This window comes from Minwuia sp. IMCC3060, assembly GCF_029909435.1.
GTDB lineage: Bacteria > Pseudomonadota > Alphaproteobacteria > Minwuiales > Minwuiaceae > Minwuia.
In genome coordinates this window covers 2,112,963-2,125,509 of record NZ_CP123782.1, presented here as the reverse complement: position 1 = coordinate 2,125,509, position 12,547 = coordinate 2,112,963, and the positions used below count along the sequence as shown (strand labels likewise).

At 63.1% G+C, this 12,547-nt stretch carries 12 protein-coding genes; 9 read left to right on the top strand and 3 right to left on the bottom strand.

Annotated elements, in window-relative coordinates; genetic code table 11:
- Position 1 precedes the first annotated feature (1 nt).
- Complete coding sequence (locus QGV54_RS09985) at positions 2–532, bottom strand: hypothetical protein (protein WP_281016983.1); 531 nt, start codon at positions 530–532, stop codon at positions 2–4.
- Positions 533–543: 11 nt separating this feature from the next.
- Complete coding sequence (locus tag QGV54_RS09980; protein WP_281016984.1) at positions 544–783, bottom strand: CDGSH iron-sulfur domain-containing protein; 240 nt, start codon at positions 781–783, stop codon at positions 544–546.
- Between the two features lie 135 nt (positions 784–918).
- Here QGV54_RS09980 and ispH point away from each other — a divergent pair, with 135 nt between their 5' ends.
- The 6 genes from ispH (at position 919) to QGV54_RS09950 (ending at position 7,979) form a co-directional block, all read left to right on the top strand.
- Positions 919–1,872 (top strand): 4-hydroxy-3-methylbut-2-enyl diphosphate reductase, encoded by a 954-nt coding sequence (ispH, locus tag QGV54_RS09975; RefSeq protein WP_281016985.1) that lies wholly within the window; start codon positions 919–921, stop codon positions 1,870–1,872.
- Between the two features lie 9 nt (positions 1,873–1,881).
- Entirely contained in the window at positions 1,882–2,847 is a 966-nt protein-coding gene (locus QGV54_RS09970; RefSeq protein ID WP_281016986.1) for a homoserine kinase, read from the top strand.
- A complete protein-coding gene (gene rnhA / locus QGV54_RS09965) occupies positions 2,844–3,275 on the top strand; it encodes a ribonuclease HI (protein WP_348637704.1) in 432 nt (143 codons plus the stop codon). Before QGV54_RS09970 ends, rnhA begins: the two co-directional genes overlap by 4 nt.
- A 150-nt stretch (positions 3,276–3,425) precedes the next feature.
- The gene (locus QGV54_RS09960) at positions 3,426–6,176 is read left to right on the top strand and encodes a PAS domain S-box protein (RefSeq protein ID WP_281016988.1); all 2,751 of its coding nucleotides are present in this window, start codon (positions 3,426–3,428) and stop codon (positions 6,174–6,176) included.
- A 3-nt stretch (positions 6,177–6,179) separates the two neighbouring features.
- Positions 6,180–6,665: a response regulator gene (locus QGV54_RS09955; RefSeq protein ID WP_281019891.1), complete on the top strand. Its 486-nt coding sequence runs from the start codon at positions 6,180–6,182 to the stop codon at positions 6,663–6,665.
- A 162-nt stretch (positions 6,666–6,827) separates the two neighbouring features.
- A complete protein-coding gene (locus QGV54_RS09950; RefSeq protein ID WP_281016989.1) occupies positions 6,828–7,979 on the top strand; it encodes an ATP-binding protein in 1,152 nt (383 codons plus the stop codon).
- Positions 7,980–8,030: 51 nt separating this feature from the next.
- On the opposite strand, the gene QGV54_RS09945 is transcribed toward QGV54_RS09950, so the two are convergent.
- Positions 8,031–8,732 carry an SDR family NAD(P)-dependent oxidoreductase gene (locus QGV54_RS09945; protein ID WP_281016990.1) on the bottom strand — a complete coding sequence of 234 codons (702 nt, stop codon included), beginning with the start codon at positions 8,730–8,732 and terminating at the stop codon, positions 8,031–8,033.
- A 121-nt stretch (positions 8,733–8,853) separates the two neighbouring features.
- Here QGV54_RS09945 and QGV54_RS09940 point away from each other — a divergent pair, with 121 nt between their 5' ends.
- The 3 genes from QGV54_RS09940 to QGV54_RS09930 all read left to right on the top strand — a co-directional run bounded on the left by QGV54_RS09940 (position 8,854) and on the right by QGV54_RS09930 (position 12,421).
- Entirely contained in the window at positions 8,854–10,212 is a 1,359-nt protein-coding gene (locus QGV54_RS09940; RefSeq protein ID WP_281016991.1) for an amidase family protein, read from the top strand.
- A complete protein-coding gene (locus tag QGV54_RS09935; protein WP_281016992.1) occupies positions 10,209–10,967 on the top strand; it encodes a glucose 1-dehydrogenase in 759 nt (252 codons plus the stop codon). Before QGV54_RS09940 ends, QGV54_RS09935 begins: the two co-directional genes overlap by 4 nt.
- Positions 10,968–11,041: 74 nt before the next feature.
- The gene (locus QGV54_RS09930; protein ID WP_281016993.1) at positions 11,042–12,421 is read left to right on the top strand and encodes an aminotransferase; all 1,380 of its coding nucleotides are present in this window, start codon (positions 11,042–11,044) and stop codon (positions 12,419–12,421) included.
- The last annotated feature ends 126 nt before the right edge of the window (positions 12,422–12,547 follow it).

Sequence of the window (12,547 nt, the reverse complement as noted above, 5' to 3'; positions counted from 1 at the left end):
CTCAGCGTCCGACGCGGCTCCTGTTCAGCAGCACTTCATCGCGATCAAGATCGAAAGCCACCACGATACGATGCTGATCGGCCTCGCCTGCGCCCTTGTAGCTGATCACGACCTCGACCTGCTCCTCGGCATTGCCGGTACCACCGGTGGTGAAGGGAACATCCATCGTCAGCTTGTGGCGTCCGGTCAGCAGGCCATCGGGCGAAACCGTGGCAACGATTATGGGCACTTCGATGCTGCTCATGCTGGCGGTTTCGGCCCGCGCCGCACCGGCACGAACATTCAGCACCGTCCGCATCGTGCTGAAGCCCGTCTGCGCCGTATTGGACTTGTTGTAGGTGCAGGGCGTCGCGCGATCGACGCTCAGGCGCGCCAGGGCGCGGATACTGCCGGCAGAATCCTTCAGCGGATAGTTCGCCGCATCCTGCAGCACGCCGATACGCGGGCAGGTTCCATCAGCCGCCGTTCCGACACCGCCACAGGCGGCGAGAGCAAGAGCAAGCGAAGTCGCGAGGGGAGCAAGAAAACGCACGTAGGGTCGCCTCAAATCTTGTTGTGGGTGCCGTCGCAGAGCGCGCCGCGCTTTGACATCTTGCAGCCACAGAAGAACACCTTCCCGTCCTTCTCCGCCGTGAACTTCGTGGGCACGAATGAGCTGCCCTTGTGGGAACCGTCGCAGAACGGCTGCCTGGAGCTCTCACCGCACGAACACCAGAAATAGTTCTTCCCGGCTTCGGTTTCGACGGCGAAAGGGGACTTCTGAGCAATCGTCGGCTCGGTCATGGTGTGGATTGTCCTGGCGAGAGGATGAAGTTGAACGGCGATGCGCTTGTCGCCCGCCGGGCCGCAATGTAGATGAGGGGGGACAAGTCCACAAGCTGCGACACCTGCCTGTCCCGATGCCAGCGGAGCCAACTCATGAACGCGCCGAGTCCGAGACCGATCCGGATCTTTCTGGCCAATCCGCGGGGGTTCTGTGCGGGGGTCGAGCGCGCCATCCAGATCGTCGAGCGGACGCTGGAGAAGTTCGGTGCCCCGGTCTTCGTCCGCCACGAGATCGTGCATAACCGCTTTGTTGTCGAAGGCCTGCGCCAGCGCGGGGCCATCTTCGTGGATGAGCTCGACGATGTGCCGGAGGACGCGACGGTCATCTTTTCCGCGCACGGTGTTCCGAAATGGGTGCCCGAGGAGGCGCAGCGCCGCAACCTGGTCTACCTGGATGCCACCTGTCCGCTGGTATCGAAGGTGCACATGGAGGCGGAGAAGCATCACCGCGCCGGTCATCACATCATCATGATCGGTCATGCCGGACATCCGGAGGTCGTCGGCACCATGGGGCAGTTGCCCGCCGGTGCGATCACCCTGGTCGAGGACGAGGGCCAGGCCGAGAACGTGCAGGTGGCCGACCCGGAGAATCTGGGTGTGATCACCCAGACCACACTGTCGGTCGATGACACTGCGGCGATCATGTCGACCCTGACCCGGCGCTTTCCCACCATGCGAAAGCCGCGCAAGGAAGACATCTGCTATGCCACGACCAACCGGCAGCTCGCCGTGAAGGAAATGGCCAGCCAGTGCGAAGTGCTGCTTGTCGTGGGTGCGCCGACCTCATCGAACTCCAAGCGCCTGGTGGAAGTTGCGGAGCGGGCAGGCTGCCGCGTCTCCATGCTGGTGGAACGCGCTGCCGATCTGGACTGGAACGTGATCGGGGACGCGCGTACCGTCGGCATTACAGCCGGTGCGTCTGCGCCCGAAGTACTGGTGCAGGAACTGATCGAGGCGTTTCGTACCCGCCATGCTGTCGAGATCGTGAACGTCGAGGGCGCGGAAGAAGGCATCTCCTTCAAGCTGCCGCGTGTCCTGGTCGACTGATCATTCGAATTGGCCGTCTATACCGACATTGCCGATGACGAGCTGGATCGTCTGCTGGGGTTCTATGACATAGGTCAGGCGATTGCCTGTACGGGCATTGCGGAGGGGGTCGAGAACTCCAACTTCATGCTGCTGACGGACCGGGACCGCTACATCCTCACGCTCTATGAAAAGCGGGTCGATCCGGCTGACCTGCCGTTCTTCCTTGGATTGCTCGACCATCTGTCCGAACGCGGTTTCCCCTGTCCGAAACCTGTGCGCACGCGGGCCGGGGAGACACTGGTCACTGCGGCAGATCGCCCGGCGGCCATTGTCAGCTTCCTGCAGGGGCGCTGGCCACGCAAACCCCGGCCTGCCCATCTGGCTGCCATCGGGGATGCGCTGGCGCAACTGCATCTCGCCGCTGGCGATTTCCCCCTGCGCCGCCCGAATGCCCTGTCGCTGGATGGCTGGTCGACCCTGATCGGACAATCGGAATCCGGCGCGGACAGCGTCTTGCCCGGCCTGTCAGGGGAACTCTGGCGGGAAATGGCGGCGCTCAGGACCGACTGGCCGCGCGATCTGCCGACAGGCGTCATCCATGCCGACCTGTTTCCCGACAATGTCTTCTTCATGGGCGATGAACTCAGCGGGGTCATAGACTTCTATTTCGCCTGCAACGACATCCTGCTCTACGACCTTGCCATCTGCCTGAATGCCTGGTGTTTCGAACGCGACGGGGCATTCAACATCACCCATGCGCGGGCAATGCTGCAGGCCTATCGCAACCGCCGCCCGATTTCCCGGGCGGAGTTCGACGCCCTGCCGCTGCTGGCGCGCGGTGCGGCGTTGCGATTCCTCGCCACGCGCCTCTATGACTGGCTGCACACACCCGAAGGAGCATTCGTGACCCGCAAGGATCCCCTGGAATACTGGCACAGGCTGAAGTTTCACCGTGGTGTTGCGGACACGCGCGCCTATGGGCTGGATTTCTGAGGATGGAGGTCGAGATCTGGACTGATGGCGCCTGTTCCGGCAATCCGGGTCCCGGTGGCTGGGGCGCGGTTCTGCGGTTCGGGGATCGCGAGAAGGAACTGTCCGGGGGCGAGGCGCAGACCACGAACAACCGCATGGAACTGCGCGCGGCCATAGAGTCACTGAACGCGCTGAAACGCCCCTGCGATGTGCTTCTGCACACGGACAGCCGATACGTGATGGACGGCATCACCGACTGGATCCGGGGCTGGAAGGCGCGCGGCTGGAAGACCGCTGCGAAGAAGCCGGTGAAGAATGCCGACCTCTGGCAGGAACTGGATGCGGCCAACAGCCGCCACCGGGTCCGCTGGCACTGGGTCAAGGGCCACGCGGGGGACGCCGGGAACGAGAGGGCGGACCAGTTGGCGCGGGAGGCGATACCCGGTTGAGCACCCGTGCGCGCCCCGGCCAGGGCCGTTCCCGGTTAGGAAGATGTTAGGATGAGTGCCTTATCTGATCCCGTTTGACGCTGGTTCCGTTTGGCGGGACCATCCCCTTGCATTCAGTCGAGGTCTGGGTTCCTGGTGTCTGAAACTGACATGAGAGTCGCCGTTCCGCCGGTCTGGCGGGCGCTGTTGATATCGGCAGTTGCCATTTTTCTTGCGGCGCTGCTGGGTATCGAACTGACCCGCAGTGCGGGGAATGTGGCCTCTGTCTGGCTTGCCTCCGGCGTGACAATCGGATTGATGCTGCGCTGGCAGGATCAGTGGCGACAGGTGCTGGTGCTCATCGTTTCCGGTGTCGCTATACTTGTCGCGAACCTGATCCATGGCGACCCGTTTCCGGTGGCGCTGGGTCTGACGGTCGCCAACATGGCAGGCGTGCTGGCGGTCATCATCGGCCTGGGGCTGATCGGCTGGCAGGCCCGCGAGATCGAAGATGGCCTGGGCATCCTGAAGTTTGCTCTTGTCGTGATCCTTGTCGGCCCGACCGTCGGGGGCGTAATCGGTGCGCTTGTGATCCATCTTGCCTACGGCGCGCCATTCACGGACGTGCTGGAGCACTGGATTCTCTCCGATGCCGTCGGAAACTTCATTCTTGCCCCAGCCCTGATCTCACTGGATGCGGGGAAGCGCCTGGCGGCTCACCTTCGGTATTTCGGACTCTGTCTCGCTGGTCTGGTCGGCGTCGGCCTGGCTGCGATCCTTGCGGAATCGGAACTGCTGCTGTTCCTGATGCCACCTCTGATGATCCTGCTGGCGTCCCGGGTCGGTATCGCTGCGGTCGGTGCGGCGGGTACCGTGGTCGCGGTGGGTGCCGCCTGGACCACGGTGAATGCCATTGGTCCGATCTACCTGTCGGTTGACGGAGACATCGGAACCGCGATCAGGGAAATACAGGTCCTGCTGATCTTCACGATCGGTATCGGTCAACTGGTTGCCGTACTGATGGAGGAACGGCGACGCGCCGAATTCGATCTCCGACTCTACCGGACGATCATCGAGAATGCGCCTGACGGGGTTCTGCTGGCTGACTTGCAGGGCAACTTCATTCTGTGGAACGCGAGACTTCTCGAGATTCTGGGGATGACGGAAGAAGAGTTTGCCAGAAATCACCAGTTGGGCCGTGCGGAGTACAGGGAAGAGAACGCCGCAATCAACGCTCGCCTGGCCGCTGGGGAGCATATTCACGGCATGCCGTTCCGCCGCCACACGAACGATGGTCGGCCTATCATTGCCGAACTTGACGGGGTTCCGATCCTGAACGACGGATCGTTCGCGGGGGCGGCGGTCATGCTCCGTGATGTCAGCGAGCAACTGGAACTGCGTCGCCGTGCGGAGAACCGGACGAGAGAACTCGAGGCATTTCTGGATGCCGCGGCGGAGGGCGTGATCGGCACGGATGCGGACGGCCGGATCACGATCTGGAACCGGGCGGCGGAGGCGATCTACGGCATTGCCGCCGACGAGGCACGCCAGATGTACGTGCGGGAGCTGCCGAGTGGTGACCCGGTGGCTGTCAGGGATGAACGGCTCAGACGGCTCAGGCGCGGCGAGAAGTTCCGCAACCTGCGGAGCATGCGCACGTCCAGGGACGGTACCGAGCGCCAGGTGGAAGTATCGATCAACCCGATCTTCGATCAGGACGGCGTGTTCGCGGGAACCGCCGGCTCCTTGCGTGATCTCACGGAAATTCGCAGCGCGGAGGCCAGGAGCCTCGAGAGTCAGCGCCAGCTTGCCGACGCGATCAGGGCCATCACGGATGCGATCGCCATTTTCGACTCAGACGAGCGACTGGTTCACTTCAACGGGAAATACGCCCGGCTTGTGTCAGCAGTTCCGAACCTGCGCCCGGGCATGTCCTGGGAAATGATCATTCGGGCGAACCTGGACGCGGGTACCCTCAATTTGCCGGAAGGCGAAACGGACGTCGATGCCTGGATCGAGATGCGGCGTCAGCAGCGTCGGGGAGAAGATGTACCGTTTCTGCTCTCGCTCCCCGGCGGTGTCTGGCTCGTCGGTCGTGACTATCCCATGGACGATGGGGGCTTCATCAGCATCCGTCAGGACGTCAGCGAACTGAAACAGCGCGAAGCCGAACTGGCCAGGTCGAACAGGGACCTGGAACAGTTCGCCTTCATTGCGAGCCACGACCTGCGGGAGCCGCTGCGGAAGATCCAGTCCTTTGGCGAGATACTGACCGCAGACTATGCGGATTCCCTGCCGGACGAGGCGAGGACGTTCCTTGGGTACATGACCGATGGTGCCGATCGGATGGAAGGCCTGATCGATGACCTGCTCCAGTTCTCGAGGGCAGGTCGCTCCGACGAAGCCCTGATTGACATTGATCTGAACGAAGCCGTGTCCGAAGCAGTGGACAATCTGCTCGTCCCCATTACCGAGTCGGATGCCAGGCTGACTGTCGGAGATCTTCCGATGGTGCGGGGGCGGCATGGTGATCTGGTCAGGGTCTTTCAGAACCTGATTGGCAATTCCATCAAGTACCGCGATCCGGAACGGCCGCTGGAAATCCACGTGCAGGCAGGGGCGACGTCCCGGGATCACGTGTGTGTCAGTGTTGTGGACAATGGATCCGGCATTGATGCTGCCCACTCCGAGATCATCTTCGAACCCTTCAAGCGACTGGCGGGAAATGCCGGCATCAAGGGTACGGGTATGGGGCTGGCCATCGTCCGCAAGCTTGTGGCCGGCCTTGGTGGAACGGTCTGGCTGGACAGCGGAACTGCTGCCAGTGAGTCGGCCGGGGCGCATTTCGTGCTGAAGCTGTTAATCCCATCGGAATCGGATGATTCCGGGACCCGGATTCGGGGGCTCGATCCGGATGCATGACGTTTGCGCAGGGCCCACCGCCATGGCACCATAAGCTGCCAAGAAGGAACACCAGCCATGCCGAGAGTCATATGGGCCGAAGACGATCCGGTTGACCGGATTCTTCTGGAACGTGCCATCCTGAAATCCGGAGCTGACCTTGAGCCGACTTTTGTCGATGACGGGCAGGAGATGCTTGATCTGCTCAATGGACAGGGGCGGTTCCAGGGTCAGGGCATGGCCGCCAATGTCGACCTTCTCGTTCTTGACCTGAACATGCCGGGGATGGATGGGCGAAATCTTCTCGCCCGGTTGCAGAAGAACGAGGACTTCCGGCACATTCCGTCCATCGTGATGACGACATCGCAGGCGCGCAGCGACGTCTTGAGTTGCTATGATCTGGGTGCAAACTCATACATCACCAAGCCTCGATCCTTCGACGATCTGGTGCGGGTGATCCGGAACATGGACTGTTACTGGTCAACAACCTGTGTCTTGCCGGCAGCCTGACTGCTGCACCGACCTGCGGCCAGGAGCATCGACTGAGTGTGATCCGGTTTACATGCTGTTTACTTCTGATGTGAAATAACAGGCACTCGAAGACAAAGAATCGGAGTGGTTCACTTGCCGTCCTACACGAGCAATGTTGTCAGGCTGCCTCAGGACCGTGACGTGAAGAAGGAACGTCCTGTCAGGGTGCTGATGGTTGATGACGACTATGAGGACTACGTGCTTGTGGAGCGACTGCTGAAGGCATCGAGTCGCCGCTATAGGGTTTCCCACACGGATTCGGTCGAGGAGGCAGTGGAAGCGGTTCGCAAGGGCGATCACGACATTGCCCTGATCGACTACCATATCAATGACATTTCCGGCCTGGACCTGATCCGCAGCATCCGGGCCAGTGATGCGCAGGTGCCTCTGATCCTTCTGACAGGCAGCGTGGATCCGACGATCGATCTGACGGCGCTGGAAGCGGGTGCGGTCGATTACATCGACAAGAAGGATCTGTCGTCGCGCGTGCTGGAGCGTTCGATCCGATATGCCTATGCGCAGTTCATCACCGAACAGCGCCTGCGTCGCAGCGAAATGGCGATGCGCGCAGCGAAGGAGCAGGCGGAACACGCCAATGCCGCGAAGAGCCAGTTCCTGGCTCACATGAGTCATGAATTGCGGACGCCGCTGAATGCGATCATCGGCTTTTCGGAGCTGATGCGCGACGAGATCATGGGGCCGGTAGGCAACGACAGATATGTTCCCTATGTGTCCGACATCTACCACAGCGGTCAGCACCTCCTGACGCTGATCAATGACATTCTCGACCTGTCGAAGGTCGAAGCCGGTCAGATGGAATATCACCCCGAGCCGGTGAACATCCGCGAACTGGCCGACGAGTGCGTCCAGATCGTCCGCGAGCAGATCCGATCAGCCAGACTGAACGTCGCGGTGGAAATCAACGACACCAGCCTCATGATCGTGGACCGTCGCGCGTTCAAGCAGATCCTGCTGAACCTGCTGTCCAATTCCATCAAGTTCACGCCCGATGGCGGCCGCATCATCATCAATCTGAATCTGAATGCACCGATGCCGACACTCAGTGTGTCGGACAACGGTATCGGCATCCCGGAAGAAAAGCTGGCGACCGCACTGGAACCGTTCGGGCAGGCCGGTCAGGAACTCTACGTGGCTGAACCGGGAACCGGCCTGGGCCTGGCCATCGTCAAGGCCATGGTCGAGGCTCATGACGGGGAGCTTCGGCTGGAAAGCGCAGTGAATCGCGGAACAGCTGTCTCCATCCTGCTTCCGGCCAGGCGCGTGCGCACATAGACCGTTCCGTCGGATGACGGCGGCGCAGCGAACTGCGGCCGCTTCAGCCGCTCAGAACTTTTCCACCCAGGGCCTCAGTTCCACTTCCAGAGACCATGCATTGCGCGGCTGGTCCATCGTGGCGATGTAGGTGTCCGCGATCGCATCCGGGTCCAGCAGGGCGTCCGGATTCTCGGCCGTGTCCTGGCGGCCGGGGCGGGTGTCGGAGCGGACACCGCCGTCTATGACGAAATGCGCGACATGGATGCCGGCAGGGCCGAACTCCCGCGCCACTGACTGCGCCAGACCGCGCAGGCCGAACTTGCCCATGGCGAAGGGCGCGGAACGGGGATAGCCCTTCACACTTGCCGACGCGCCGGTGAAGAACAGTTTGCCGTGGCCTTGCTCCGCCATGCGCCGAACCGCCGCCTGCGCAACCAGAAAGCCGCCGAAACAGGTGATGCGCAGCGCCTGTTCCACCTGCGCCGGGTCCTGCTCCAGCAGGGGACCGCGCGACGCCATGCTGGCGTTGAACAGCACCAGGTCCACGCCACCCAGTTCACTGTCCACGGTCGCGAAGGCCGCCTCGACGGACCCGGCCTGACTTGCATCGCAGGGAATCGTGATCGCACCGGTTTCCGCAGCGATCTCCGACAGCTTGTCGACCGAACGGCTGGCCAGCGCGAGTTTCACGCCCCGTGCGGCCAGCTTCCTGGCGAAACTGGTGCTGATACCCGGTCCGGCACCGACGATGAGTGCGCGCCTGATCTTCATGCTGTTTCCTCCCTGGGGAATGTGTCTCATCCACTTGAGATGACGCCGGGATCCGTATTGGCAAGGCAGGAATCTGATCCTGTCGGTTGCATCGTGCCCGCCAGTCCGTACCGTGTGGATCATGAGCAAGCAGATACATGAGAAGAGCGCCCTGGAACTGGGCGCAGGCATACGGTCGGGGGAACTCGATCCTGTTGTCGTCACCGAACATTTCCTGACGCGCATCGATGCCGTCGACAGGGATCACAGGATCTATGTCCGCACGACGCGGGAGCGGGCATTGGCGGAGGCCATGGCGGCGCGACAGCGTCATCGCGACGGCACGCTGCGTTCGCCCCTGGACGGGGTCCCGATCTCCTGGAAGGACCTGGTGGATACCGGTGGTTTCCCGACGGAGGGGGCCTGTCGGCTCTATCAGGGGCGGCTGCCGGACCGGGACGCGCTGGCGCTGCAGCGGGCGACGGCTGCCGGCATGATCTGTCTGGGCAAGACCAACCTGCCGGACCTGGCCTATTCGGGTCTGGGAGTGAATCCCTGGACCGGCACCCCGGCCAATGCCCACAGCCCGGCCGGCGACCCGCGTGTGCCGGGGGGCAGTTCAGCCGGGGCAGGGGTGTCGGTGGCTCTCGGGCTGGCCCCTGCGGGCATCGGCTCCGACACCGGCGGCTCCGTGCGCATTCCGGCGGCGTTCAACGGCATTGTCGGCCTGAAGACGACCTGGGGCCTGATCCCGCTGGAAGGGGTGATGCTGCTGGCACCATCGCTGGATTCACTTGGTCCCCTGACGCAGGACGTGGCCGATGCCAACCACATCAGCGCGATCCTTTCGGCAACCCGCCCGGCCGACCTGAATGGCGTATCCCTGAAGGGCATGCGCCTGCTGCACGCCATCGGACATGATGACGATGTCGTGCAGCCCGGTGTGAAGGCCGCCGTGGAAGCGGCGGTCGAGCGCTGTCGTGAAGCCGGTGCCGAGGTCGTGACCCGTCGGCTGGATGCCTTCGATGCCGTTGACGAGATGGTCAGCCTGCATGGCAATCCGGTAACGCTGGAGGGCTGGGCACTGTGGCACGAGGCCATCGATGCCAATCCCGGCGCACTCTATCCGCCGATTCTGGAGCGCATCAGGGAAGGGCGCAAGGGCAGTGCCGTGGATGCGGAAACCATGCGTCGCCGCTTCATGGACCTGCAACGGGCCTATGTCACGGCGACCGCCGGGTTCGATGCCGTGCTGATGCATTCGGTGCCGGTCGTCGCGCCGCCGATTGCGCTGGTGGAGAATGACACGGTTGCCCACGGGCGTCAGGCACTGCTGAGTTCCATCGCGACCCGGCGGATCAACTATCTGGGCCTGTGCGGCCTCAGCCTGCCCTGTGGATTCAGCGATGGCATGCCGGTCGGGCTGGCCGTGATCGGCCATCCGTTCGGCGAGGGGCGGGTCCTGCGCACCGGGGCAGCTATCGAGGGGGTACTGGCATGACCGCACATCACATCATAGACATGACCGGCAAGACGGTCCTGATCACCGGCGGCAGCCGGGGACTGGGCCGTGCCATGGCGCTGGGCTTCGCCGCCGCAGGGGCCAATGTCGCCATTGCCGGGCGGAAGATTGAATCCTGCGAGAAGACGGCGGAGGAGGTGCGGGCGCTGGGTGTCGAATGTTCCGCGCATGCCTGCCACGTCGGACACTGGGAGCAGTGCGATGCCCTGGTGGAGGCAGCCTACGCCGCCCATGGCCGCATCGACGTGCTGATCAACAATGCCGGCATGTCACCGCTGTATGACCGACCGGTCGACATTTCGGAGGCGCTCTACGACAAGGTGCTGGACGTCAACCTGAAGGGGCCGTTCCGGCTCTCTGCGGCCATCGGGGAGCGGATGATCGCCGACGGTGGTGGTTCGATCATCAATGTCTCCAGCGGTGCCGCCGTCAGGCCCCGCGCCAACGTCATCACCTATTCCGCCGCCAAGGCCGGGCTGAACGCGATGACGGAGGCCTTTGCCGACGCGCTGGGGCCGACCGTGCGGGTCAACTGCATCATGCCGGGGCCGTTCCTGACCGACATTTCCAACGCCTGGGACATGAAGGCGTTCGAGGAACGGGCGCGGACGTCCATCGCGCTGGAACGCGGTGGCCAGCCGGAGGAAGTGGTCTCTGCGGCGCTCTATCTCGCCTCCGACCATGCGGGATACACCACTGCGGCCATCATCCGCATCGACGGCGGTTCGCGCTGACGGTCATTGTCAACGTTACAGTCACCGTTACTGGCACTGCCGCACCGAAATTCACCTGACCCATTGGGGGCACCATGCTGAAGAACGACCATCTCGACGCCTGGGACCGGGAGACATTCTTCCATCCGTCCACACATCTGGCCCAGTTCGCGCGCGGCGACATTCCGAACCGCATCGTGACGGGGGCGAAGGGCGTCAACATCACCGATCGCAACGGCAACACGTTGCTGGACGCATTCGCCGGGCTCTATTGCGTCAACATCGGCTATGGCCACACGGAGGTCGCGGACGCCATCGCCGCGCAGGCGAAGGAACTTGCGTACTACCACGCCTATGCCGGCCACGGCACGGAGGCCTCGATCACCCTGGCGCGGATGGTCATCGACCGCGCGCCCGCCAACATGAGCCGGGTGTTCTTCGGTCTGGGCGGTTCGGACGCCAACGAGACCAACATCAAGCTGGTCTGGTACTACAACAACGCACTCGGGCGACCGGAGAAGAAGAAGATCATCTCCCGCTGGCGCGGCTATCACGGTTCCGGCCTGATGACCGGCTCGCTGACCGGCCTGCACCTGTTCCACCGCCAGTTCGACCTGCCCTTCGACGCGGTGAAACATACCGAGGCTCCCTACTACTACCGCCGTGAGGATCGCGGCATGACGGAGCAGGAATTCAGCAATCACTGCGCCGCGAAGCTGGAGGAAATGATCCTGGCGGAGGGGCCTGAAACAGTGGCCGCCTTCATCGGCGAACCGGCGCTGGCGACCGGTGGCATGGTGCCGCCGCCGGAGGGGTACTGGGAGGCGATCCAGACGGTTCTGAAACGCTACGACATCCTGCTGATCGCGGACGAGGTCGTGACCGGGTTCGGGCGCTTGGGGACCATGTTCGGATCCGAGCATTTCGGCATGCAGCCCGACATCATCACCATCGCCAAGGGGCTGACGTCTGCCTACGCGCCCCTGTCCGGCTCCATCGTTTCGGAGCAGGTCTGGCAGGGACTTGCCGACGGTACCGACAGGTTCGGTGCCTTCGGCCACGGCTGGACCTATGCCGCGCACCCCATCGGTGCCGCCGCCGGAGTCGCCAACCTGAAGCTGCTGGACGAACTGGACCTGATCACCAATGCCGCGGAAATGGGTGCCTACCTGAAGCAGGGCCTGATCGATGCGCTCGGCGAGCATGGCCACGTCGGTGACATTCGCGGGGAGGGGCTGCTGCTGGGTGTCGAACTGGTCAAGGACCGCTATCACGGCCCGACCTTCTTCGATGCTGCGGATACCATCGGCGTGAAGGTGCACCAGGCCCTGATGCGCCGCGGCGTCATTTCCCGCGCCATGCCGGAGAGCGACATCATCGGCATCTCGCCGCCGTTCTGCATCACCGCCGCCGAATGCGATCAGGTGATCGGTGCCCTGAAGGAATCGGTCGTCGAGGTACTGGGGGAGGGCTGATCCGCCCCCAACCACACCGTGCCCGGACTTGATCCGGGCACCCAGGAGTGCCGCGCAGGCGTCGGAGACTGGGCTCGCGGATCAGGTCCGCGAGCATCGTGGGAGGTGGAGAGGGTAAACCGACAG

Bases quoted from the DNA above. Each gene is read 5' to 3' on its own strand.
- QGV54_RS09980 (WP_281016984.1), bottom strand. From the start codon at position 783: ATGACCGAGCCGACGATTGCTCAGAAGTCCCCTTTCGCCGTCGAAACC.
- ispH (WP_281016985.1), top strand. From the start codon at position 919: ATGAACGCGCCGAGTCCGAGACCGATCCGGATCTTTCTGGCCAATCCG.
- QGV54_RS09960 (WP_281016988.1), top strand. From the start codon at position 3,426: ATGAGAGTCGCCGTTCCGCCGGTCTGGCGGGCGCTGTTGATATCGGCA.
- QGV54_RS09945 (WP_281016990.1), bottom strand. From the start codon at position 8,732: ATGAAGATCAGGCGCGCACTCATCGTCGGTGCCGGACCGGGTATCAGC.
- QGV54_RS09940 (WP_281016991.1), top strand. From the start codon at position 8,854: ATGAGCAAGCAGATACATGAGAAGAGCGCCCTGGAACTGGGCGCAGGC.
- QGV54_RS09935 (WP_281016992.1), top strand. From the start codon at position 10,209: ATGACCGCACATCACATCATAGACATGACCGGCAAGACGGTCCTGATC.
- QGV54_RS09930 (WP_281016993.1), top strand. From the start codon at position 11,042: ATGCTGAAGAACGACCATCTCGACGCCTGGGACCGGGAGACATTCTTC.